The 23,742-nt window shown below is 37.2% G+C and carries 21 protein-coding genes; 9 read left to right on the top strand and 12 right to left on the bottom strand.

Translation table 11 applies throughout. The annotated features are described in order from the left end of the window. Positions 1–27: 27 nt before the first annotated feature. Positions 28–1,047: a YkvI family membrane protein gene (locus V7138_RS16215; protein ID WP_335399188.1), complete on the bottom strand. Its 1,020-nt coding sequence runs from the start codon at positions 1,045–1,047 to the stop codon at positions 28–30. Positions 1,048–1,180: 133 nt separating this feature from the next. Between V7138_RS16215 and yyaC the strand changes: the two genes are divergently transcribed. Continuing rightward, the gene (gene yyaC, locus V7138_RS16210; RefSeq protein ID WP_335399186.1) at positions 1,181–1,798 is read left to right on the top strand and encodes a spore protease YyaC; all 618 of its coding nucleotides are present in this window, start codon (positions 1,181–1,183) and stop codon (positions 1,796–1,798) included. A 27-nt stretch (positions 1,799–1,825) separates the two neighbouring features. Here the strand turns inward: yyaC and V7138_RS16205 are convergent, their stop codons facing one another. The 11 genes from V7138_RS16205 to rpmH form a co-directional block, all read right to left on the bottom strand. Continuing rightward, positions 1,826–2,563 (bottom strand): DUF554 domain-containing protein, encoded by a 738-nt coding sequence (locus tag V7138_RS16205; RefSeq protein ID WP_335399184.1) that lies wholly within the window; start codon positions 2,561–2,563, stop codon positions 1,826–1,828. 95 nt (positions 2,564–2,658) lie between these two features. Continuing rightward, a complete protein-coding gene (locus V7138_RS16200) occupies positions 2,659–3,516 on the bottom strand; it encodes a ParB/RepB/Spo0J family partition protein (RefSeq protein WP_335399182.1) in 858 nt (285 codons plus the stop codon). Next, positions 3,509–4,270: a ParA family protein gene (locus tag V7138_RS16195; protein WP_335399181.1), complete on the bottom strand. Its 762-nt coding sequence runs from the start codon at positions 4,268–4,270 to the stop codon at positions 3,509–3,511. Before V7138_RS16195 ends, V7138_RS16200 begins: the two co-directional genes overlap by 8 nt. 240 nt (positions 4,271–4,510) lie before the next feature. Further along, positions 4,511–5,413, bottom strand: a complete 903-nt coding sequence (gene noc / locus V7138_RS16190) for a nucleoid occlusion protein (RefSeq protein ID WP_335399180.1) — start codon at positions 5,411–5,413, stop codon at positions 4,511–4,513. A gap of 403 nt (positions 5,414–5,816) precedes the next feature. Beyond that, complete coding sequence (rsmG, locus tag V7138_RS16185) at positions 5,817–6,533, bottom strand: 16S rRNA (guanine(527)-N(7))-methyltransferase RsmG (protein WP_335399178.1); 717 nt, start codon at positions 6,531–6,533, stop codon at positions 5,817–5,819. Positions 6,534–6,575: 42 nt separating this feature from the next. Continuing rightward, positions 6,576–8,459, bottom strand: a complete 1,884-nt coding sequence (mnmG, locus tag V7138_RS16180; protein ID WP_335399177.1) for a tRNA uridine-5-carboxymethylaminomethyl(34) synthesis enzyme MnmG — start codon at positions 8,457–8,459, stop codon at positions 6,576–6,578. A gap of 75 nt (positions 8,460–8,534) precedes the next feature. Further along, entirely contained in the window at positions 8,535–9,911 is a 1,377-nt protein-coding gene (gene mnmE / locus V7138_RS16175; RefSeq protein WP_335399175.1) for a tRNA uridine-5-carboxymethylaminomethyl(34) synthesis GTPase MnmE, read from the bottom strand. 314 nt (positions 9,912–10,225) lie between these two features. Next, positions 10,226–10,846, bottom strand: coding sequence for an RNA-binding cell elongation regulator Jag/EloR (gene jag / locus V7138_RS16170; protein WP_335399173.1), 621 nt, complete (start codon positions 10,844–10,846; stop codon positions 10,226–10,228). Then, the gene (spoIIIJ, locus tag V7138_RS16165; protein WP_335399171.1) at positions 10,843–11,616 is read right to left on the bottom strand and encodes a YidC family membrane integrase SpoIIIJ; all 774 of its coding nucleotides are present in this window, start codon (positions 11,614–11,616) and stop codon (positions 10,843–10,845) included. Before spoIIIJ ends, jag begins: the two co-directional genes overlap by 4 nt. A 140-nt stretch (positions 11,617–11,756) precedes the next feature. Next, positions 11,757–12,104 carry a ribonuclease P protein component gene (gene rnpA / locus V7138_RS16160; RefSeq protein ID WP_335399169.1) on the bottom strand — a complete coding sequence of 116 codons (348 nt, stop codon included), beginning with the start codon at positions 12,102–12,104 and terminating at the stop codon, positions 11,757–11,759. A 61-nt stretch (positions 12,105–12,165) separates the two neighbouring features. Continuing rightward, positions 12,166–12,300 (bottom strand): 50S ribosomal protein L34, encoded by a 135-nt coding sequence (gene rpmH / locus V7138_RS16155; protein ID WP_335399168.1) that lies wholly within the window; start codon positions 12,298–12,300, stop codon positions 12,166–12,168. A 772-nt stretch (positions 12,301–13,072) separates the two neighbouring features. Between rpmH and dnaA the strand changes: the two genes are divergently transcribed. The 8 genes from dnaA to V7138_RS16115 all read left to right on the top strand — a co-directional run bounded on the left by dnaA (position 13,073) and on the right by V7138_RS16115 (position 23,528). Further along, the gene (dnaA, locus tag V7138_RS16150; RefSeq protein WP_335399166.1) at positions 13,073–14,419 is read left to right on the top strand and encodes a chromosomal replication initiator protein DnaA; all 1,347 of its coding nucleotides are present in this window, start codon (positions 13,073–13,075) and stop codon (positions 14,417–14,419) included. 253 nt (positions 14,420–14,672) lie between these two features. Continuing rightward, positions 14,673–15,809, top strand: a complete 1,137-nt coding sequence (gene dnaN, locus V7138_RS16145) for a DNA polymerase III subunit beta (RefSeq protein WP_335399164.1) — start codon at positions 14,673–14,675, stop codon at positions 15,807–15,809. Between the two features lie 155 nt (positions 15,810–15,964). Next, entirely contained in the window at positions 15,965–16,183 is a 219-nt protein-coding gene (gene yaaA / locus V7138_RS16140) for a S4 domain-containing protein YaaA (protein ID WP_335399162.1), read from the top strand. Positions 16,184–16,226: 43 nt separating this feature from the next. Beyond that, positions 16,227–17,345 carry a DNA replication/repair protein RecF gene (gene recF / locus V7138_RS16135; protein ID WP_335399161.1) on the top strand — a complete coding sequence of 373 codons (1,119 nt, stop codon included), beginning with the start codon at positions 16,227–16,229 and terminating at the stop codon, positions 17,343–17,345. 11 nt (positions 17,346–17,356) lie between these two features. Continuing rightward, positions 17,357–17,620 carry an extracellular matrix regulator RemB gene (gene remB / locus V7138_RS16130; RefSeq protein ID WP_335399159.1) on the top strand — a complete coding sequence of 88 codons (264 nt, stop codon included), beginning with the start codon at positions 17,357–17,359 and terminating at the stop codon, positions 17,618–17,620. A gap of 171 nt (positions 17,621–17,791) precedes the next feature. Next, the gene (gyrB, locus tag V7138_RS16125; RefSeq protein ID WP_335399358.1) at positions 17,792–19,714 is read left to right on the top strand and encodes a DNA topoisomerase (ATP-hydrolyzing) subunit B; all 1,923 of its coding nucleotides are present in this window, start codon (positions 17,792–17,794) and stop codon (positions 19,712–19,714) included. Positions 19,715–19,823: 109 nt separating this feature from the next. Then, on the top strand, positions 19,824–22,370 hold the full coding sequence (gyrA, locus tag V7138_RS16120; RefSeq protein WP_335399157.1) for a DNA gyrase subunit A: 2,547 nt from the start codon (positions 19,824–19,826) through the stop codon (positions 22,368–22,370). Positions 22,371–22,460: 90 nt separating this feature from the next. Further along, positions 22,461–23,528: an HD-GYP domain-containing protein gene (locus tag V7138_RS16115; protein WP_335399155.1), complete on the top strand. Its 1,068-nt coding sequence runs from the start codon at positions 22,461–22,463 to the stop codon at positions 23,526–23,528. The last annotated feature ends 214 nt before the right edge of the window (positions 23,529–23,742 follow it).

Below are 23,742 nucleotides of genomic sequence, written 5' to 3'. Positions count from 1 at the left end.
TTTTATATCTTGTATTGTAACAGGAATTCATTTTAAATTGTAGCGATTTACAATTGGATACAGTAAGATGACCGCTAACAGGTATAAATTAGCAATACCATATAAAGGATACAAAATTGAAACGAGGGTCGAAAAACCAAAGGTAGTAAAAGGTGTCATCAACAATATTAAAATGATGGAAATTATCCACAATGGCATTTTCATTTTTTCTTTAAAACGTGTGGATAATCCTAATAAGCCAGACGCTGCTGTTGTGAATATCGCACCAAATAAAAGGATAGACATGATGAACACAGCTACATAAGGAAAACCTTTCAAGATTACAAACAAGGGAATCTCGTAGAGCATAATCTCCTGTGCCACTTCAATAAGTGCTTCATTATAAATATAGGTGATAACACCTAAAAACAAACCGCTTCCAACACTTGCAACCCAAGCCTCTCCTTTTGATTTCATCTCCTTTCCAATTGCACCTAACACCGCAACAAGTGGTAAAATATTTAGTGCTGTAAACGTAAAGGCAGACGGCCAATTGCTTTGTTCATGAAGAATAAAGGAAAACTCCTTACCATTCGATGATAAAAAAATGAACAAGACTGTGACTAAGAAAATAATTAAGGCAGGAATAATGGCCATATTAATGGAGACCAAACCATTAATATTCCATAGAAAGACCAAAACAAGGAGAAAACCAAAAATAAGGATCCCCCACCAAAATGGAATATTAAACAACTCCAAAGTAGCACCACCACCCGCTAACATTACGACTGTGGTAGAAAATAGGTATAAAATCGTTATTACATCATACACATGTGAAACTTTTTCTCCTACTAATTCTTTTAAAACAGGAACAAAGTGTTCTGCTTTTTTTTCATAGCTTATTTTCATAATAATATAACAGCAAATAATAAAGATGAAGGTAAAGAAAATTATCGCTAAGCCACTCTGCTCACCATAAAACTGCCAAATTTCTCTTCCTGATGCATATCCTGCACCAATAGCTGTACCTAAAATTAAAAACATCCAACGAATCCCTGCCTGAAACATTCAATCCCTCCACCACTCATAATCCTTTTATCTAATTCGAACAAATTACAACTCTAAGATTCTTTTTTTCAGATGTATAGAATGTAAGATTCTTCCGTATACTGTTACTACAGTTTAAAAGGGGTGAAAACCTATGAATCTTAGATATAAATTTTTTGACCATCTAAAAAATGAGCCATTTCGAATTCCACATGATCAAGAATTAGCTGACCATCAAATTTCTTTAAAAATCACTTCAATGCTCCCAACTACGACCAATCAACCAATCATATTTTTTTGCATCGGGACGGACCGTTCCACTGGCGACTGTCTTGGACCTTTAATCGGTACAAAAATCGCTGAAAAAGGATTGTCCCACTTTCATGTATATGGCACATTGGACGAACCTATTCATGCAGTTAATCTTCAAGAGAAAATTGAAGAAGTTAATCAGAAATATACAAACCCCTTTATTATTGGAATAGATGCCTGTTTAGGCAGATTAAAGAGCGTGGGGTCTATTACTATCGGTGAGGGTCCAATCAAGCCAGGAGCTGGCGTAAATAAGGAATTAACCCCTATTGGTGATATGCATATAACGGGAATTGTCAATGTGAGTGGATTTATGGAGTTTTTTGTCCTTCAAAATACGAGATTAAGTCTAGTTATGAAACTTGCTAATACTATTTCGAGTGGCATTTGCAAAGCTGAATTTAATTATCTGCGAAAGTTAGACTTTGACCCAATTGAAAAAGATCGATTTACTTTATAAAAAAACCTCTTCCGTGAGAGAAGAGGTTTAAAAAATAGCTTGTGCAAAATAGATAATAGAATTCCAATAGTGCAGCACTGATACGAGGATTGCGACTACTAAAATACCCGGTAATAAGTTAGCAACACGAATATTCGTAATGCCTAATAGATTTGTTCCGATTGCGACAATCATTAACCCACCCGTTCCTGTCATTTCGACAATAAACGTGTCCATAAGCTCAGCTGGAATCCACTTATCAATTTGTGTCGCAAATAACGCAATAGAGCCTTGATAAAGAATAACAGGCACAGCCGAAAATAGTACACCTATACCTAACGTCGTTGTTAATATTAAACTAGTAAAGCCATCTATAATGGACTTTGTATATAGAACACGATGATCATTCCTCAAACCACTATCAAGCGCGCCAATGATTGCCATTGCACCTATGACAAAAATCAAGGTCGCCGTCACAAAGCCCTTCGCAATCGTACCTTCACCTGAAGATGAGCCGACCTTTTTTTCAATCCAATTTCCTAACTTATTTAATTTATCTTCAAGCCCCCACCATTCGCCGAGAACAGCTCCGAAAACTAAACTAAAAATAACAATTAAAAATTGTTCGCTTTTTAGTCCCATTTGAATTCCCAATAAACAAACAGCAAGTCCAATTCCATGCATAACAGTTGTTTTTACCCTTTCAGGAATTCGGTGTAATACCTTTCCTAGTATGGTTCCAGCTGCAATACACAGCCCGTTTACAATCGTTCCTAAAAGAACCAATTTTCATTTCCCCTAAGTATATAAATTTAGTTTGTAATAAAAAACACTGCACGGTTTATTTGATTAAATAAAAACATGCAGGTCTTCTTTGTATTTTATGAAATTTTTGGTGACTCTAGCAGTTCAAGTATTCTTTCAAGGTCCTCATTTGAAAAGAACTCAATTTCAATTTTCCCTTTTTTCTTCGTTTGTTTAATCGTTACAGATGTACCAAAACGTTCACGAAGGAAGGACTCTTGTTCTTTAATAAAGACGTCTTTTTCCTTTTTAGGTGGTTTGGATGTTTCACGTGGAACATTTTGATTCAATTGATTAACCAATGCTTCCAATTGACGAACGTTAAGCTCCTCTGCAAGGACCTTTTCAACAACCGCATTCAATTTTTCCTTCTTTTTAAGTCCTAATAATGTACGACCATGCCCCATGGATAATTTTCCTTCTGAAATCAAAATCTGCACATGTTTAGGAAGAGATAAAAGACGGAGATGGTTTGCAATATGAGGTCTGCTTTTTCCTAATCTTTTCGCAAGCTGTTCTTGGGTGAGTTTTAAATGGTCTAATAAGGATTGGTAAGCAAACGCTTCTTCTATTGGTGATAAATCCTCACGCTGTAGATTTTCGAGCAATGCAATTTCCATCATTTGTTGCTCGTCTAATTCTCTAACAACAACAGGAACAGTATCTAGCTTTGCTTCTTTGGCAGCACGGAAACGTCTCTCACCTGCCACAATTTGATATCCCTTAATCGTTTTTCGAACAATTAAAGGTTGTAAAACTCCATGTGTAAGGATGGACTCCTTTAGCTCAGCAATTGCCTCTGGCTCAAATGTCTTTCTTGGTTGATATGGATTTGGCTTTAACTCCGTAACTTTAATCTCTTGAACAACCTCTTCTTTCCCTACTTCCATCGTTGGGAATAAAGCATTAAAACCTTTACCTAACCCTTTAGCCATTTACAATCACTTCCTTTGCAAGATCTAAGTATACTTCAGCACCTCTTGATTTAGGATCATAGATGATGATCGGTTCTCCGTGACTTGGAGCTTCACTTAATCGTACATTTCTTGGAATAATTGTTTTATATACTTTGTCTTGGAAATACTTTTTCACTTCTTCAATGACTTGAATACCTAAGTTTGTTCTAGCATCAAGCATCGTTAAAAGTACTCCATCAATCATTAAATCTGTATTAAGATGTTTCTGAACCAAACGAATCGTATTCAATAGCTGACTCAAGCCCTCAAGTGCATAATATTCACACTGAACTGGAATAATCACGGTATCAGAAGCTGTTAAAGCATTTAATGTTAACAAACCTAATGATGGTGGGCAGTCAATAATAATATAGTCATATTGGTCTCTAACTTCATCTAAGGCTCTTTTTAGACGAACCTCGCGAGAAATTGTTGGCACTAACTCAATTTCAGCACCCGCTAATTGAATTGTTGCTGGAATCATATATAAATTTTCAACTGTCGTTGGTACCGTAACATCCTTCGCTTCTACATCATCCACAAGCACATCATAAATGCATTGATCTACATTTGCTTTTTCTATGCCACAACCACTTGTTGCATTCCCTTGAGGGTCAATGTCAACAAGTAAAACCTTCTTTCCTACATAAGCTAAACATGCGCTTAGGTTTACAGAAGTAGTTGTTTTCCCTACTCCACCCTTTTGGTTAGAAATTGAGATGATTTTCCCCACGATGTCACCTACTTTCACTTTTAAACTACTATTCTACATTTTTCTACAAAGTGAGGTCTTTATAAATCTTTCACTTTTACTATTCTATCATGAAAAAATGATAGGGTTTATCTTTTTTTATAAAAAATGTTTCACGTGAAACATTTCTAAGGACAATTTATTTTTTTCACTAGGATATTCATTGCTTTATAAAACTAAAAAAAATTCCCTTACCGCGTAAAGGTAAGGAAATCGATTTGTTTATTTATTTTTAGGAATTCGAATCGTAAATTGGAAATATTCGTCGAATTCTTCCTCTTCTGTATTTAAATTGACGCCACTTTCCTCAACCATCGTTAATGATTGACGAATCGTATTCATTGCAATTCTCATATCACGACTAACTGCTTTAAATTTAGGCTTAGGTCGCTTTTGTTCCTTTTCTAATTCAAGAATTTTAACAACGCGATCCTCTGTCTGCTTAACATTCAACTCTTTTTCAATAATGTCATGCATAAGCTTAATTTGCTTTTCGGGATCTTTAAGAGGAATTAAAGCTCTCGCGTGACGCTCTGTAAGCTTTTTTTGCATAAGCATTTGATGGACTTCTTCAGGCAACTTTAATAAACGCAGCTTATTAGCGATTGTCGACTGACCCTTCCCTAATCGCTGAGCTAGCGCTTCCTGTGTAAGATTATGTAATTCTAGTAATCTAGCATAAGCATACGCTTCTTCAATCGCTGATAACTCTTCTCGTTGGAGGTTCTCGATCAATGCAACAGAAGCCGTTTCAGCATCATTGAATTCTTTAATAATGGCCGGAATTGTCTCCCATTCAAGAGTCTGAACAGCTCTCCAACGTCGTTCACCAGCAATAATTTCATATTGATGATCAGCAAATTGTCGAACTACAATGGGTTGAATAATTCCATGTGTACGTATGGTTAATGCAAGCTCTTTAATTTTATCCTCTGCAAACACAGTTCTCGGTTGATATCGGTTTGGAACAATCTCATTTATCGGAATTTGTCTTACTTCCTCCAGGTGTGTCGCTTCGTCATCTATTGAATCCTCTATTTGTGTTTCTTCCACCTGTTCTTGATTCATTTGTTGTTTATCATCTTTTTCACCGATGCTGAATAATCGTGAAAATGGATGCTTCATAATTCCACCACCCCTTAGAACTCCCACTAATCAAATGCGCCTTGGCGTATTTGCGCCCGATTTTTTTAGGCCCACACGAGGTGGGTCACAAAGACGTTGCCACAGGATGTGGCGTTTTTAGTCTTTGATCTTAGGCTCGAAAAATTCCCATTGAAAAATCGTGGCATCCGCCGGAGGCTTAACTTTATTTAGCCACGGGTTGACCGCCTCATGTAAATCGTTACACCGTACATTCATCCTACCACTTAGACAAGTAGAAAATTCTGCTGAATAAAGTTAATAATTCTCTATTTACTCTCTCATTCCTTCTATTATAACATGAATTTTACAAAAATCTTACTATCTTTCTACTAATTCATGGGGTTATCAATGATATACATGTAATAAAATCGTCCACCACAGCTTATTTAATGGGTGAACGATTTGGTGTCCCTGGTTTACGAGGGTATTTTTTTGGTGTTGGTTTCTTCTTTTCGATGATTACAATGTTTCGGTCACTATTTTCAATTGGTAATAAAAAGTGATGGACCTCTTTTAGGTTGCCGCCCAGTGTTGTGATCGCCTTTTTTCCATCTTCTAGTTCTTCGGCTACTGAAGCAGCCTTCATTGCAATGAATGTCCCATTTACTTTTACTAATGGTAAACACAATTCACTTAATACAGACATTCTAGCAACAGCTCTTGCCATTACAAGATCAAAGGATTCACGAATTTCTCCCTTTTGCCCAAAGGTTTCGGCTCGGTCATGATAAAATGTCACATTATCGAGATGAAGCTCCTTTGAAAGCTCGTTGAGGAAAGTGATTCGCTTTTGGAGTGAGTCCACAATTGAAATTTTTAAATTTGGAAAACAGATTTTTAATGGGATACTTGGAAAACCAGCCCCCGCTCCTACGTCGCAAATCGAATAACCCTTTGTAAAATCAAAATAAAATGCAGCCGAAACAGAATCATAAAAATGCTTTAAATACACCTCAGGCTTCTCTGTAATCGCCGTCAGGTTCATTTTTTCATTCCATTCAACCAATAATTTAAAATACGTTTCAAACTGATCCAGTTGAGTTGGAGAAAGGGAAATCCCCTTCTCCTCCAACATAGATGTAAATAATGAAGTATCCATTTTGTATTTCCTTCCACTGTTAATCGAATATATCTTTTGTGTTTAGTTTACCCGTGCAATTTTTCCTTGCTCCAGGTAGACAAGCAGAATGGAAATATCAGCTGGATTCACACCTGAAATCCTGGACGCTTGAGCAATTGACAAAGGATGTACCTCTTTCAAATTTGCTCTTGCTTCATTTGCTAGACCAGAAATTGCATCGTAATCAATGTTTTCTGGGATTTTTTTATCTTCCATCCGCTTTAATTTATCAACCTGCTGTAAGGATTTTTGAATATATCCTTCATACTTGATTTGAATCTCTATTTGCTCTGCAACATCAGGATGAATCTCTTGATCACTTGGTGCTAATTTTCGAATATGCTCATATGTCATTTCCGGACGTTTCAATAAGTCAGATGCTAAAATACCATCCTTTAATTCACTTCCACCAACTGAACGGATTAGTTCTTGAACCTCAGCTGTTGGTTTAATTCGAATTCCTTGAAGACGTTCCATTTCTTTTTCAATCGCTTCTTTTTTAGTTAAGAACTTTTGGTATCTTTCTTCTGAAATTAACCCAATCTCATGACCAAGCTCAGTTAAGCGTAAATCTGCATTGTCATGGCGAAGAAGTAAACGATACTCTGCACGTGATGTTAAAAGACGATAAGGCTCAGTTGTGCCTTTTGTAACTAAATCATCAATAAGTACACCGATATAAGCATCTGAACGGCTTAAGATGACTTCCTCTTTACCAAGAGCACGTCGTCCAGCATTAATCCCCGCCATAATCCCTTGGGCTGACGCTTCCTCATACCCGGACGTTCCATTAATTTGCCCAGCTGTATAAAGATTTTTAATTTTTTTCGTTTCAAGTGATGGCCAAAGCTGGGTAGGAACAATCGCATCATATTCGATCGCATATCCCGGTCTCATCATTTGAGCATTTTCAAGTCCTGGAACAGATGCAATTAAACGATGTTGAACATCCTCAGGTAAACTTGTAGAAAGCCCTTGAACATAGACCTCCTGTGTGTTTCTTCCTTCAGGCTCTAGAAAAATTTGATGTCTAGGCTTATCATGGAAACGCACTACCTTATCCTCAATTGATGGGCAGTAACGTGGTCCAGAACCTTTAATCATTCCGGAATACATCGGGGAACGATGTAAATTCTCATCAATAATTTGGTGTGTTTTTTCACTTGTATATGTTAACCAGCATGGAAGCTGATCGGTGATGTATTTTGTCGTTTCATATGAAAAAGCTCTAGGTGTCTCATCACCAGGCTGGATTTCCGTTTTACTATAGTCGATCGTATGACTGTTTACACGTGGTGGTGTCCCCGTCTTAAATCGTACTAAAGTAAAGCCTAACTCCTCAAGTTGCTCAGACAGCTTGATAGACGGTTGTTGGTTATTTGGTCCACTAGAGTACTTTAATTCACCAATAATGATTTCACCACGTAAAAAGGTGCCAGTTGTAATAACAACTGTTTTGGCATGGTAAGTGGCACCCGTTTTCGTAATAACACCCTTACAAATATCGTCCTCAACGATTAAACGTTCCACCATTCCTTGAACAAGAGTTAAATTCGGCTCATTTTCTAATGTTTTTTTCATTTCGTGCTGATAGGAAAACTTATCTGCCTGTGCACGTAATGCACGGACAGCTGGGCCCTTACCCGTGTTCAGCATTCTCATTTGAATATGTGTTTTATCAATATTTTTTGCCATTTCGCCGCCTAAGGCATCGATTTCACGGACAACTGTTCCTTTTGCGGGTCCACCTATGGATGGATTACATGGCATAAATGCAACCATATCTAAATTGATTGTAATCATCAGTGTTTTTGCACCTAGACGAGCTGAGGCTAAACCTGCTTCACTGCCCGCATGCCCGGCACCAATGACGATGACATCATAATTTCCAGCTTCAAAGCTCAATGTTACTTCCTCCTCTTTAAGGATGTTCAAAAAGGCAGTAGATCATGACAACTCCCTTTGACTCATACTTATTATCTATTTTCCTAAACAAAATTGTGAGAATAGCTGATTAATTAAACTTTCGTGAACAGCATCCCCTACAATTTCTCCTAATAGTTCCCATGTTCTTGTTAAATCGATTTGAACCATATCAATTGGAAGATCAGACTCTACTCCCGAAATAGCATCTTCAATTGATTTTTTCGCTTGCGTTAACAGGGCAATATGACGAGAGTTAGAAACATATGTTAAATCATTTGCTTCGACGTTTCCAGTAAAAAACAAGGAGGAAATCGCAATTTCTAAATCATCTACCCCTTTTTCCTCGAGTAAAGAGGTTGAAACAATGGGAGCATCTTTCGAAAGTTCCTTCACTTTTTCCATATTTATTTTTTGCGGCAGGTCTGTTTTATTAATAATGACGATTGTTTCCATACCTGAAACAGCTTCAAATAAACGCTCGTCCTCTTCTGTTAAGTCATCCCCATGGTTTAACACCAGTAAAATGAGATCTGCTTTTTTCAGAACCTCTCGTGAGCGCTCAACACCAATCCGTTCCACAATATCCTCCGTCTCACGAATTCCTGCTGTATCCACAAGACGTAATGGGACACCACGTACATTGACATATTCTTCAATTACATCACGAGTTGTCCCCGGAATATCAGTAACAATTGCCTTATTTTCGTGAACAAGGCTATTTAACAGTGATGATTTTCCAACATTTGGCCTGCCTATAATAACAGTAGATAAACCTTCTCGTAAAATTTTCCCTTGATTAGAGGTTTCTAATAAATTTATGATTTCATCGCGTACGATGTTTGCTTTTTCAAGCAGCACACGATGGGTCATTTCTTCAACGTCATCGTACTCTGGATAATCAATATTGACTTCGATATGTGCAAGCGTTTCAAGTAATTCCTGACGCAAGCGATTAATAAGGGTCGATAATCGCCCTTCCATTTGCCCAATGGCTACATTCATTGCACGGTCAGTCTTTGCACGAATTAAATCCATAACTGCTTCTGCCTGCGAGAGATCAATTCGGCCATTTAAAAAGGCGCGCTTTGTAAATTCACCTGGTTCAGCTAACCTTGCCCCATTTGTGAGGACAAGCTGGAGAACTCGGTTTACTGAAACAAGTCCACCATGGCAATTGATTTCAATAACATCTTCTCTCGTAAAGGTCTTTGGTCCTCTCATCAAGGTTAGCATTACTTCCTCTATGACTTGGCCCGTATCTGGATCTACGATATGTCCGTAATGAATCGTATGTGAGTCAACCTCTTTTAGGTTCTTCCCTTTAAACACTCGATTAGCAATATCAATTGCTTCATCCCCACTCAATCGAACAATTGCAATTGCTCCTTCTCCCATTGGAGTTGAAATGGCTGCTATTGTATCAAACTCCATTTTCTCACCTTCTTATATATCAACATTTCAATATGACTTCTGCTTTATTCAAAAATAAAAACTGTGAATAACTCTCATTTGCTAGTATTGCCTATTTGTCCACAAGGAAAACAAATCCTTGTCTCCTCAAAATAAACTACACTCCATTTTATCTTATCCACATGTGAATAACAATAATGAAGAATTCAACTTCCTGCAACAATTAAACAAAACACCTGTACTATAACAACTTGTTCTTTAAAAAGACCAAGAACAATCCTCATAAAAAAAGGCACAAAAAAACCTAGGCAAACGCCTAGGTATCTTTTACTACATTATTCTGCTGGTGAAATCACAATATGTCTGTTTGGATCTGAGCCACTTGAAGATGTTTTAACCTTTGCATGATTTGCAAGGGCTGTATGAATAACCTTACGCTCGTACGATGGCATTGGCTCTAATTTAACATCTTGCTTTGTTCGACTTACCTTATCAGCAAGTCTTTCGGCTAGTTGAACCAAGGTTTCTTCACGACGACCACGATAATTTTCAGCATCTACCACTATGTTTAAATAATGATCTGAAAATCGATTTGCAACCAGTTGTGTTAAATATTGGAGTGAATTAAGGGTTTGACCCCTTTTCCCTATTAAAACAGCTATTTTTTCACCGGATAATTGGAATGTTACATTTTTACCATTTCTCGTAACATCCAACGTAGCTTGAACCCCCATTGACGAGACAACTTTTTCTAAAAACTTCTGTGCCTCTTCTACTGGATCCATTTTTACAGTTACTTTTACAACTGCAGGTTTCGTTCCGAAAATCCCAAATATTCCTTTTTTACCCTCATCGATGATTTGTATTTCGGTGCGGTCTCTTGTTGTACTTAATTGAGCTAAAGCTGATTCTACTGCTTCATCGACGGTTTGCCCTGTAGCAGTTACTTGTTTCACTTTTTGGCTCCTCCCGCATTGCCAGATTTAGCTGCTCTAATATCTGGACCTTTAATTAATATTGTTTGAACAATCATAAAGATATTACCTACTACCCAGTATAATGATAAAGCTGCTGGGAAGCTGATTGCAAAGACAACAATCATAATAGGCATTAACCATAGCATCATTGCCATTTGTGGGTTATTATCCATGCCCACCATTGTAATTTTTTGCTGAATGAATGTTGTCACACCAGCAACTAAAGGAAGTATATAATATGGATCTGATTCACCTAAGTCAAACCATAAGAAGTTGTGTTCAGCAATTTCTCTCGTTCTCATAATCGCATGGTAGAAACCAATTAGAATTGGCATTTGAATCAATAATGGGAAGCATCCCGCTAGTGGATTGACACCATGCTTTTGGAATAGCTGCATCGTTTCTTGTTGCAGTTTTTGCTGTGTTGCTTGGTCCTTTGAGCTATACTTTTCACGTAGTTCCTTTAATTCAGGTTGAATTGCTTGCATTGCTTTTGAACTTTTTGTTTGTTTAATCATTAATGGCAATAAAGCAAAACGAATTAAAAGAGTTACGATGATAATTGCTAAACCATAGCTATTACTTGTTAGTTCAGCAAAATAAGTAATCAGCCAAGATAATGGATAAACAAAGTATTTGTTCCATACCCCTTCGCTTTCAGCGGTAATCGGTTCATTGATTTGGGCACACCCAGATAATAGAAGAACCAACCCTATTAGCGCACTTATTAATAATATTCGCCTTTTCAACTACTTTTCCTCCTAGTTCTAAATATCTAAAGGTAAATATATATATTTGAAAACATATTCATTCGAAGAAAATCAATATGTACCCTTGTATTCTACCATCTTTATAGGAAAAATTCTTTCTTTCCTTTCAAAAAAGTCGCTTATTTAGGGACTTTTTTGAACACTTTTGCCACCTTTAAGACATGAAGCAAGCTTTTCTTCACTTCTTCATAGTTCATTTCGGCAACAGGCTTCCTAGCAATGATTACATAATCCTTAGTTTGAACCTGTTCTTTGTGCTCAAGAAAGAATTGTCGAATTAATCGTTTGATACGATTTCTAGTAACAGCGTTTCCAATTTTTTTACTCACGGATAAGCCAATGCGGAAATGCTCTAGTTCTTCTCTAGAGTATACGTAGACAATAAATTGCCGATTGGCTGAAGATCTTCCAGATTTAAACACCGTTTGAAAATCTTGATTCTTTTTTATACGGTATTCCTTTTTCATTCTTTACAACTCCCGTACGGCATGTCCTTTTAGAAAAAAAGACCACTGAGCTTTCAGTGGCCTATGCTGATAATACTTTTCTTCCTTTTTGACGACGACGAGCAATAACTTTACGTCCGTTTTTTGAACTCATACGACTACGGAATCCGTGAACTTTACTGTGCTTACGTTTGCTTGGTTGATATGTTCTTTTCATTATATGACACCTCCCTGAGGAATTAACTCTCAATTTATACATCAGACAGTCTTACTAATTATAGTGAAAACCAATAAAAGATGTCAACCTTATTTGAACTACTATATTTTGGATGGAAAATGATCATTTAGAAAAATAAGTCGAGATCTGCAATTACCTCTAAAAATTCACCCATATCTAAATACCCATTTTCGCTACTTTTAAAATGTCCAGCTCCAGCGACTAGAAACTCGAGAAATTTCATCTCCTCCTGCAGAGGTAAAATACACCTCTTTGTCGGAGCTTCCAGTTTCCTCATTTCTGAGCAAGGCGTTTCAACTTTTCTAGGTTGTGGACAACTTTTTTCGACAGTTTTTTTAATCCACAACATTTATCGACAAGTTTTACACATCATCTTGTGTTGTGGATAATTATTTTCCACAAGGTATAGATTATGTGGATAAGTTTTCAAAAACCATTGATTATATAGTCATTATCTGATATTATAGTTTTGTTTTCACTCGTAATAAGTTATCAACATAATTCATTTATCCACAGATTGTGGATATCATGTGGATAGGTTTTTACACATTGTGAATGAATACTTGTCCACAATCAGTGGATTATGTCGAAAAGATGTTTTTCTACTATATTATATCTTTATTCACAATTTACCCAGAATGTATATTTATAAAACCTTATTCATTTTAGATTAAATGGCTGCATAAAGACTTATTTTTATACATTTGACTCATTATACTTAATAGAATCGTGATACAAAGGAGGGATATTGTTGGAGAATATTGCAGATTTATGGGCAAAAGCACTCCAGGAGATCGAGAAAAAATTAAGCAAACCTAGCTTTGAAACGTGGCTGAAATCTACAAAAGCACATGCCCTGCAAAAAGATACACTTATTATTACGGCTCCTAATGAGTTTGCTAGAGATTGGCTAGAATCTAGATATCTGCATCTTATTGCTGAAACGATATATGATTTAACCGGTGCAGAACTCGGAATCAAATTTATTATTCCTCAAAATCAACTAGATGAAGAATTCGATTTGAAAACACCTGAGAAAAAAGCTACGAAACAAGATGAACCAGCTGAACACTCTCAAAACATGCTAAATCAAAAATATACATTCGACACATTTGTCATTGGATCTGGTAATCGCTTTGCACATGCTGCATCCTTAGCTGTTGCAGAGGCACCAGCAAAAGCCTATAATCCACTATTTCTATATGGTGGTGTTGGATTAGGTAAAACGCATTTAATGCATTCAATTGGCCACTATGTTCAAGAGCATAATCCGAATGCAAAGGTCGTCTATCTTTCATCAGAGAAATTTACAAATGAGTTCATTAACTCAATTCGGGATAACAAAGCTGTTGAATTTCGAAACAAATACCGAAATGTCGACATCTTACTTATAGATGATATTCAGTTTTTAGCCGGAAAAGAATCAACTCAAGAAGAATTTTTCCATACCTTTAATACCTTGCATGAGGAAAGTAAGCAAATTGTCATTTCAAGTGACAGACCGCCGAAGGAAATTCCAACTTTAGAAGATAGGCTTCGTTCCCGCTTTGAATGGGGATTGATTACAGATATCACTCCTCCTGATCTAGAAACAAGGATTGCAATTTTACGCAAAAAGGCAAAAGCAGAGGGACTCGACATTCCAAATGAAGTCATGCTTTATATCGCGAACCAGATCAACACAAATATTCGTGAGCTCGAGGGTGCGCTGATTCGTATCGTTGCCTACTCATCGTTGATTAATAAAGACATAAATGCGGACCTTGCTGCAGAAGCTTTAAAGGATATTATTCCAAGTTCAAGACCAAAAGTAATAACTATTTTTGAGATTCAAAAGGTAGTTGGACAGCACTATAATATAAAACTGGAAGACTTCAAAGCAAAAAAACGTACAAAGTCAATCGCATTCCCTCGTCAAATTGCCATGTATATTTCTAGGGAATTAACTGACTCTTCACTACCTAAAATTGGAGAGGAATTTGGTGGGCGTGACCATACAACTGTTATTCATGCTCATGAGAAAATTACAAACCTATTAAAAACAGATACTCAACTACAAAAACAAATTAATGAAATCATTACCCAGTTAAAGGGTTAAGAATAAAATTAGTTTCATCTTTTATTTTTGGACAAGTACTAGTAACGTGAATACTGTGAATAACTTCTTTGTTGTTGCGCACAGTCTGTCCACATGTGGATAGGCTGTTTTGATTTGTTTTATGCGAGTTATCCACATACTCACAGGCCCTACTAGTACTTCTACGATTTTATCTTTAAAAAATAAATATATATAACTTACAAATGTATTCGCATGAATTCAAAAGTAGAACGATCTTTTAGGAGGATTTTTGATGAAATTTATCATTCAAAGAGACTATCTTGTACGAAGCGTTCAAGATGTAATGAAAGCTGTATCTTCAAGAACAACTATTCCAATTTTAACTGGGATCAAAATTGTAGCAACAAACGAAGGAGTCACACTAACAGGTAGTGATTCTGATGTTTCAATCGAATCCTTTATTCCTACCGAAGAAGCTGGAGATGAAATTGTTGAAATTAAAGAAACAGGAAGTATTGTTTTACAGGCTCGTTTCTTTAGTGAAATTGTTAAAAAGCTTCCTAAGGATACTGTTGAAATTGAAGTCCAATCGAACCTACTTACTATTATTCGTTCAGGAAAAGCTGAATTTAATTTAAATGGTCTAGATGCAGATGAATATCCACAATTACCCCAAATTGAAGGTAACAATGGATTTAAAATTCCAGCAGATCTACTAAAAAATATGATTCGACAAACAGTATTTGCAGTATCAACCTCAGAAACTCGTCCTATTTTAACTGGAGTAAACTGGAAGGTTGAAAATAATACCCTGAATTGTATTGCGACAGACAGCCATCGACTTGCGATGAGAACAGCGACGATTGAAACAGAAAATGATGGGACATACAGTGCTGTCATCCCTGGGAAAAGCTTAAACGAATTAAGTAAAATTCTTGACGATACAACAGATTTAGTAGACATCGTAATAACAGAGAACCAGGTACTCTTTAAAACCAAACATTTATTATTTTTCTCTCGTTTATTAGATGGGAGTTATCCAGATACGTCTAGATTGATTCCTTCTGAAAGTAAAACAGAGATTGTTTTAGCGGCAAAGGAATTTTTACAATCTATCGATCGCGCTTCGCTACTCGCAAGGGAAGCAAATAATAATGTCGTGAAGTTTACGACTTTACCTGATGGTGTTGTCGAAATTTCATCCACCTCTCCTGAAATTGGAAAGGTAAATGAGGAAATTCAAAGTAAATCAATTGAAGGTGAAGAATTAAAGATTTCTTTTAGTGCAAAATATATGATGGACGCATTAAAAGCGTTAGAAAGCTCTGAAATTCGAATTAGTTTTACTGGTGCAATGAGACCATTCTTTATAAAGGCACTTGATGACGATACAGTCTTTCACTTAATTCTCCCAGTACGCACTTACTAAATTGATCAAAGACTAAGAACGCCACGTCCTGTGGCAACGTCTTTGTGACCCACCTCGTGTGGGCCTAAAAAACGAACTACTAGGCCGTAAAAACCTAGTAGTTTTCTTTTCTAGTTGTAATTTCTTTAGTAAAATAAAAGAAAGAAGGCGAAAAAATGGCAAAGGAAATAGAAATTTCAACGGACTTTATCACATTAGGACAGTTTTTAAAGCATGCGGATGTCATCCAAACAGGCGGAATGGCAAAGTGGTTTCTTAGTGAACATGAAGTCTACGTAAATGGAGAGCTAGAGAATCGCCGAGGAAAAAAGCTAGTAGATAAAGATGTAGTAGATATTCCTAGCTTTGGAACGTATGTCATATCAAAAGCATAGCACGAGGGATTGGCCCTCAAGCTGTGCCAAAGGGTGAATCCATTTGTTCATTGAAGAAATAGAGCTAACAAATTATCGAAACTATGAAAAAGTTTCCATATCATTTGAAGATAAAGTCAATGTTATTCTAGGTGAAAATGCTCAGGGCAAAACAAATGTAATGGAATCCATCTATGTTTTAGCGATGGCAAAGTCACATCGTACCTCAAATGATAAAGAATTAATTCGCTGGGATGAAGAATATGCTAAAATAGAGGGTAGGGTTCAAAAAAGGAACGGCCCTCTATCCTTGCAGCTTGTCATTTCTAAAAAAGGTAAAAAAGCCAAAAGCAATCATTTGGAGCAGCAAAAGCTGAGCCAATATGTAGGAAATATGAACGTGGTTATGTTTGCCCCTGAGGATTTAAATCTCGTTAAGGGAAGTCCACAGGTGAGAAGACGATTTATTGATATGGAAATTGGTCAAGTGTCGGCTATCTATTTACACGACTTAAGTCAGTATCAAAAGATCCTCCATCAGCGAAATCACTATTTAAAGCAGCTTCAAACAAAAAAGCAACACGATCAAACAATGCTTAGTGTGTTAACCTCACAATTAATTCAGGCTGCAACGAAGATTGTTAAAAAAAGGGTTGAATTCCTCATCTTATTGCAGAAATGGGCTGAACCTATCCATTATGGAATCAGCAGAGGGCTCGAAACGCTTCAGATTCAATATAAACCGTCTATTGAGGTATTAGAAACGGCTGATTTGTCGAAAATGGTAGATGTATACGACGAAAAATTTGCTAAAATAAGAGAGAGGGAAATTGAAAGAGGCGTTACATTGGCGGGGCCACATCGGGATGACCTTGCATTTTTTGTGAACGGAAAGGATGTTCAAACCTTTGGATCCCAAGGCCAGCAACGTACGACAGCCCTATCATTAAAGCTAGCAGAAATAGAATTAATTCACTCAGAGATTGGGGAATACCCTATTCTATTATTAGATGATGTTCTATCGGAACTGGATGATTTTAGACAGTCCCATTTATTAAATACAATTCAAGGCAAAGTGCAAACCTTTGTCACAACAACAAGTGTAGAGGGAATTAATCATGATACATTAAAGCAGGCCGCAACATTCTCCGTGTCTGCAGGGGTCATAACAAAGCTAAAATGAGGTGATGAAGTTTGTTCATACATTTGGGAGACAATGTAATGGTTCGTTCATCAGATGTCATTACGATATTAGATCGACAGCTTTTAAAATCCTCCTCTATCGTGAATGAGTTTTTAGATGTACAAAAAGACAGAGTGGTAGAATTGTCTAATGGTAATACAAAGTCAGTGGTGGTAACGGTAGATAAAGTATACTTTTCACCTTTATCCTCTAGTACATTAAAAAAACGATCACAGCATGTATCTGATTTTGAAACGATTTTTGAAGAAGTATAAGACTAAAGAACGACTCGATGTCCAGCTCCAGCGCCTAGCCCCTCGAGGTCACAAGCCAATCCATCAAGAAGGTCAAAGGACGACCTTCTCGCTGTCTTGTCTTGTGCTTGTCGGGGCTGAACAAGGCGCTTGCGCATTTCTTAAAATAAAGTGTAGGTGATATTGGTGGCAATGGAAGAAAAAGAACTGCAACAACAAGAATATGATGAGAGTCAAATCCAGGTTTTAGAAGGTTTAGAAGCGGTTAGGAAACGCCCTGGTATGTATATTGGATCAACATCTGGAAGAGGATTGCACCATTTAGTATGGGAAATCGTTGATAATAGTATTGACGAAGCATTAGCAGGCTATTGTGATGAGATCAATGTCATCATTGAAGAAGATAATAGTATCACAGTGAAGGATAATGGACGTGGAATCCCAGTCGGAATACAAGAGAAAATGGGTCGTCCGGCTGTCGAAGTCATTATGACTGTTCTTCATGCCGGCGGGAAATTTGACGGTGGCGGTTATAAGGTATCTGGAGGATTGCATGGAGTGGGTGCGTCTGTTGTTAATGCCCTTTCCACAAGCCTAGAAGTATATGTACACCGTGATGGAAAAATCCATTATATTGCATTTGAACGTGGTCATGTTGTTTCAGAGTTAAAAGTAATCGGAGAAACCGATCATACAGGTACAACTACCCATTTTAAGCCAGATGGGGAAATTTTCACTGAAACATTAGAGTATGACTTTGATACATTATCTACCCGTCTTCGTGAGCTTGCCTTTTTAACAAGAGGGGTTAAAATTACAATCGAAGATAAGCGCGAAGAGAACAAGCGTAAGGAGTACCATTATGAAGGTGGAATCAAGTCATATGTTGAACACCTTAACCGTACAAGAGAAGTGATTCATGAAGAGCCAGTATTTGTTGAAGGTGAAAAAGAAGGAATCGCCATAGAGATCGCCCTTCAATATAACGACAGCTATACTAGCAATATTTATTCTTTCGCTAACAACATTCACACCTATGAAGGTGGAACACATGAATCTGGATTTAAGACGGCATTAACGCGAATTATTAATGATTATGCACGTAAAAATAATATTTTCAAAGAAAATGATACAAATTTAACAGGCGATGATGTTCGTGAAGGATTAACCGCCATCATCTCTATTAAGCATCCAGACCCACAATTCGAGGGACAAACAAAAACAAAGCTTGGTAACAGTGAAGCAAGAACAGTGACGGAATCTGTGTTTTCCGAGAAATTCGAATCATTTTTACTAGAAAATCCATCAGTTGCTCGAAAAATTGTCGATAAAGGCACAATGGCGGCAAGGGCACGAATGGCTGCAAAAAAAGCACGTGAATTAACAAGAAGAAAAAGTGCATTAGAGGTTTCTAGCCTACCAGGAAAGCTTGCTGATTGCTCATCAAAGGACCCTTCCATTAGTGAGATTTATATCGTTGAGGGTGATTCAGCTGGAGGATCTGCAAAGCAAGGTCGTGACCGTCACTTCCAAGCAATCCTGCCACTACGAGGAAAAATCCTGAATGTGGAAAAGGCAAGACTCGATCGCATTTTATCCAATAATGAAGTCCGCTCGATGATCACAGCACTTGGAACGGGTATTGGGGAAGACTTTGATATTACAAAAGCACGTTATCATAAAGTAGTTATCATGACCGATGCCGATGTGGATGGTGCACATATTCGAACTTTATTATTAACGTTCTTCTATCGCTTTATGCGTCAAATAATTGAACATGGCTTTGTTTATATAGCACAACCGCCATTATATAAAATTCAACAAGGGAAACGTGTTGAATACGCGTATGATGACCGAGAGCTTGAGCAGTATTTAGCAGAAATGCCAAGTAATCCAAAGCCAGGAATCCAGCGCTATAAGGGTCTTGGAGAAATGAATCCTGAGCAGCTTTGGGAAACAACGATGGACCCAAGCAACCGTACGATGCTACAAGTTACCCTTCAAGATGCAATCGAAGCGGATGAGACCTTTGAAATGCTAATGGGCGACAAGGTTGAGCCAAGACGTAATTTCATTGAAGAAAATGCTCAATACGTGAAAAACTTGGATGTTTAACGAATTCAGGCAGGATGGTTATTACTAGACTATCCTGCTTGCATAATTGAATGGGTTAAAATAAGAATCCGAATTTATTTTATACCCCTGATAAGGGAGGCTTCTTTTTATGTCTGAAAATCAAAATTCGCATGTTCAGGAAATCAATATAAGTCAAGAGATGAAAACATCCTTTTTGGATTATGCGATGAGTGTTATTGTGTCACGTGCCTTACCGGATGTTCGTGATGGTCTAAAGCCGGTTCACCGCCGGATTTTATATGCGATGAACGACTTAGGTATGACGGCTGAAAAAGCCTATAAAAAATCTGCACGTATCGTCGGTGAAGTTATTGGTAAGTATCACCCGCACGGGGACTCTGCCGTTTACGACACAATGGTTCGTATGGCACAGGATTTCAACTACCGTTATATGCTTGTAGACGGCCATGGAAACTTTGGTTCTGTCGATGGTGACGCAGCCGCTGCGATGCGTTATACGGAAGCACGTATGTCTAAAATTTCAATGGAGCTTCTTCGTGATATTAATAAGGACACCATTGACTATCAGGATAACTATGATGGTTCTGAAAGAGAGCCAGCTGTTCTTCCTGCCCGATTCCCTAACCTTTTGGTAAACGGAGCAGCGGGTATTGCTGTAGGTATGGCAACGAATGTTCCACCACATCAATTAGGTGAAATTATCGACGGTGTCCTAGCTATTAGTAAGGATCCTGAGATGACAATTGCTGAGTTGATGGATATTATTCCTGGTCCAGACTTCCCAACTGCTGGTCATATTCTTGGCAGAAGCGGGATTAGAAAAGCTTATGAAACTGGTAAAGGTTCGATTACCCTACGTGCAAAAGTTGAAATTGAACAAATGAAAAATGGGAAGGAAGTTATTCTCGTAACTGAACTTCCATATCAAGTAAACAAAGCGAAATTAATTGAAAAAATTGCTGAATTAGTTCGTGATAAAAAAATTGACGGCATAACCGATCTTCGTGATGAATCAGACCGTACTGGTATGAGAATCGTGATGGAAGTAAGAAGAGACGCCAATGCTAATGTTCTTTTAAATAATTTATATAAACATACAGCATTGCAAACAACGTTTGGAATCAATATGCTTGCCCTTGTAAATGGTCATCCACGAGTTCTAAACTTAAAGCAATGCTTGCAATATTACTTAGACCATCAGGTCGTAGTTATTAAACGTAGAACAGCATTTGAACTTCGAAAAGCTGAAGCAAGAGCACATATCTTAGAAGGTTTACGTATTGCGTTAGATCATATTGATGAAATTATTACGTTAATTCGTGGATCCCAAACGACAGATATTGCTCGTGAAGGCTTAATGACAAGATTTAACTTATCTGAAAAACAAGCACAAGCGATTTTGGATATGCGCTTGCAGCGTTTAACAGGTTTAGAACGCGACAAGATCGAAGCAGAATATCAAGAACTTGTAGCGTTAATTGCTGAGTTAAAAGCAATTTTAGCAGATGAGGAAAAAGTACTTGAAATCATTCGTGAAGAACTGCTAGAAATTAAAGAGCGTTTTAACGATACAAGACGTACTGAAATTTTAGCTGGTGGACTTGAAATGATTGAAGATGAAGATTTAATCCCGAGAGAGAATATCATCATCACTCTTACAAATAAGGGTTATATCAAGCGTCTACCAGTTTCAACATACCGCAGCCAAAAACGTGGCGGTCGAGGAATTCAAGGAATGGGTACAAATGAAGATGATTTTGTTGAACAACTTTTATCAACATCAACCCATGACACGATTCTATTCTTCACAAATAAAGGAAAAGTTTATCGTCTAAAGGGTTATGAAATTCCTGAATTTAGTCGAACAGCAAAAGGAATTCCAATCATTAACCTTCTAGAAATTGATAAAGAAGAATGGATCAATGCGATTATTCCAGTATCTGAACTTGTTGATGATTGGTTCTTATTCTTTACAACAAGAAAGGGTATTTCTAAACGAACTCCATTATCATCCTTTGCAAATATTCGTAAAGGCGGTTTAATCGCTGTAGGACTCCATGAAGGTGATGAACTTATTTCAGTTCGATTAACAGATGGATCGAAAGATATTATCATCGGAACGAAGGATGGCATGCTTATTCGCTTCCCAGAGTCAGATGTAAGATCTATGGGTCGAACTGCTGCGGGAGTTAAGGGAATTAACCTTTCTGAAGGTGATGAAGTAGTGGGAATGGAAATCCTTGAAGACAATCTAGATGTTCTAATTGTCACTGAACATGGATATGGTAAGCGAACTCAAGCAAGTGAATATCGTATCCAAAGTCGTGGTGGTAAGGGCCTCAAAACCGTCAATATCACTGAAAAGAATGGTAAGGTTATTGCAGTTAAAGCAGTAACAGAGGAAAGTGACCTCATGCTTATTACTGCTGATGGTGTTCTCATTAGAATGTCAATTAGTGATATCTCGCAAATTGGTCGTACAACGCAAGGAGTTAAGCTCATCCGTTTAGATGAAAATGGACATGTAGCGACAGTTGCGGTTGTTGAGAAGGAAGAGGAAGAAGATCTAGAGGCTGATTCTGAAGAAGTAGTGAATGAAACAGTTGAAGAAACAACTACAGAAGCCCAAGCAGATACTGGAGCCGAACCAGATACTGAGGACGATACTGAATAAACTATGTAAGAGAAATGCTGCTGATGCAGTATTTCTCTTTTTTTGGTAAAATAATACTAGTATTCGAATGAGAGACGAGGGCGGAACAATATGCGTGTGAGGATTAGTCAATTACAAGAAGGATGCATTCTGTCAAATGACATCTTTTCCTTAACAAATAAACCAATTATTCCTAAAAAAACGGTTTTAACCAACGAACATATCCAAGTTCTTCAAATGTTTTTAGTAAAAGATGTGCAGGTTGAATCATTTTTAATCAATGGAGAGCCCTTCACCCCTACTGAACTAATAGAAGAAGTAGAAGTGGTGGAAAAAGTAAATACAATCGTGGAGGATTACCTTATATCTGTAAAGGAATATAAGCGGTTATTTCAGAGTTGGCGGGCTGGCGCACTTGTCGAGATCTCCAAAGTACGTCAAATCCTTCTCCCTTTGTTTAAAAGAATACTTGAACAACCAAAAGAACTCTTCTCTTTACATAGATATACTAACCGAGAAGACTATATATACCATCACTCTATTATGCTTGGTTTACTTTCAGGATATTTAGGAAAAAAGCTTAAATACAGTGAAGCGGATTGCAATCATCTAGCAATGGCGGGACTACTAAGTGATTGTGGAATGTCTAAAATAGATCCAAAAATTCTTTTAAAAAATTCATCATTAACATTAGCTGAATACAATGAAGTAAAAAAGCATCCTTTATATAGCTATCGAATGATTGAAAAGATAGCACTTATAAAAGATAGTGTTAAACTAGCCGTTTTCCAGCATCACGAAAGAATGGATGGAACAGGCTATTTACTTGGGGTTACCGGGGAAAGACTACATCCATTTAGTAAAATTGTTGCAGTCGCGGACGTGTACTCGGCGATGACCCTTGAGAAACCATACAGCAACCGCCAATCCCCATTTAAGGCACTCGAGGAAATTAGAAGGGAGTCGTTTGGAAAATTTGACATGGAAGCAGTAGAGGCACTAACAAACGGGGTCGGAAACATATCAATCGGAACAAAAATAAAACTCTCAAATGGACAATCTGGAGAGATTGTATTTATTGATAAATCTCATCCGACACGACCTTTATTAAAGGTGAGCGAAAATGAATTTCTAGATTTAAAAAACTATCGACAAATATTTATAGAAGAAATCATCTAAAACCTCCACCTTCGGAGGTTTTATTTTTAAAGATGTAAAAGTGAATAATATTTATAGAGAAAATACTTGATTAACATGTGATTTCCGTTTATACTTTTAAAGTTGTAACCGAGACAAATTATTATTTTAAAAAAGTAATTGACTTTATTAATGATAATATGATATATTAATAAAGTCGCTTGAGGGCGACAATAAAGTTCTTTGAAAACTAAAC

The organism is Bacillus sp. JJ1533, from assembly GCF_036965045.1.
Lineage (GTDB): Bacteria > Bacillota > Bacilli > Bacillales > Bacillaceae_L > Ferdinandcohnia.
Note: the sequence above shows the minus strand (reverse complement) of the source record. Positions and strands in the feature narration are given on the sequence as shown.

What these genes read in the sequence shown, in the direction of transcription:
- gyrA (WP_335399157.1), top strand. Translation starts at nt 19,824, where the DNA reads ATGTCTGAAAATCAAAATTCGCATGTTCAGGAAATCAATATAAGTCAA.
- V7138_RS16200 (WP_335399182.1), bottom strand. Translation starts at nt 3,516, where the DNA reads ATGGCTAAAGGGTTAGGTAAAGGTTTTAATGCTTTATTCCCAACGATG.
- mnmE (WP_335399175.1), bottom strand. Translation starts at nt 9,911, where the DNA reads ATGGAGTTTGATACAATAGCAGCCATTTCAACTCCAATGGGAGAAGGA.
- yyaC (WP_335399186.1), top strand. Translation starts at nt 1,181, where the DNA reads ATGAATCTTAGATATAAATTTTTTGACCATCTAAAAAATGAGCCATTT.
- rpmH (WP_335399168.1), bottom strand. Translation starts at nt 12,300, where the DNA reads ATGAAAAGAACATATCAACCAAGCAAACGTAAGCACAGTAAAGTTCAC.
- dnaN (WP_335399164.1), top strand. Translation starts at nt 14,673, where the DNA reads ATGAAATTTATCATTCAAAGAGACTATCTTGTACGAAGCGTTCAAGAT.
- noc (WP_335399180.1), bottom strand. Translation starts at nt 5,413, where the DNA reads ATGAAGCATCCATTTTCACGATTATTCAGCATCGGTGAAAAAGATGAT.
- V7138_RS16115 (WP_335399155.1), top strand. Translation starts at nt 22,461, where the DNA reads ATGCGTGTGAGGATTAGTCAATTACAAGAAGGATGCATTCTGTCAAAT.
- yaaA (WP_335399162.1), top strand. Translation starts at nt 15,965, where the DNA reads ATGGCAAAGGAAATAGAAATTTCAACGGACTTTATCACATTAGGACAG.
- rnpA (WP_335399169.1), bottom strand. Translation starts at nt 12,104, where the DNA reads ATGAAAAAGGAATACCGTATAAAAAAGAATCAAGATTTTCAAACGGTG.
- rsmG (WP_335399178.1), bottom strand. Translation starts at nt 6,533, where the DNA reads ATGGATACTTCATTATTTACATCTATGTTGGAGGAGAAGGGGATTTCC.
- gyrB (WP_335399358.1), top strand. Translation starts at nt 17,792, where the DNA reads ATGGAAGAAAAAGAACTGCAACAACAAGAATATGATGAGAGTCAAATC.
- V7138_RS16215 (WP_335399188.1), bottom strand. Translation starts at nt 1,047, where the DNA reads ATGTTTCAGGCAGGGATTCGTTGGATGTTTTTAATTTTAGGTACAGCT.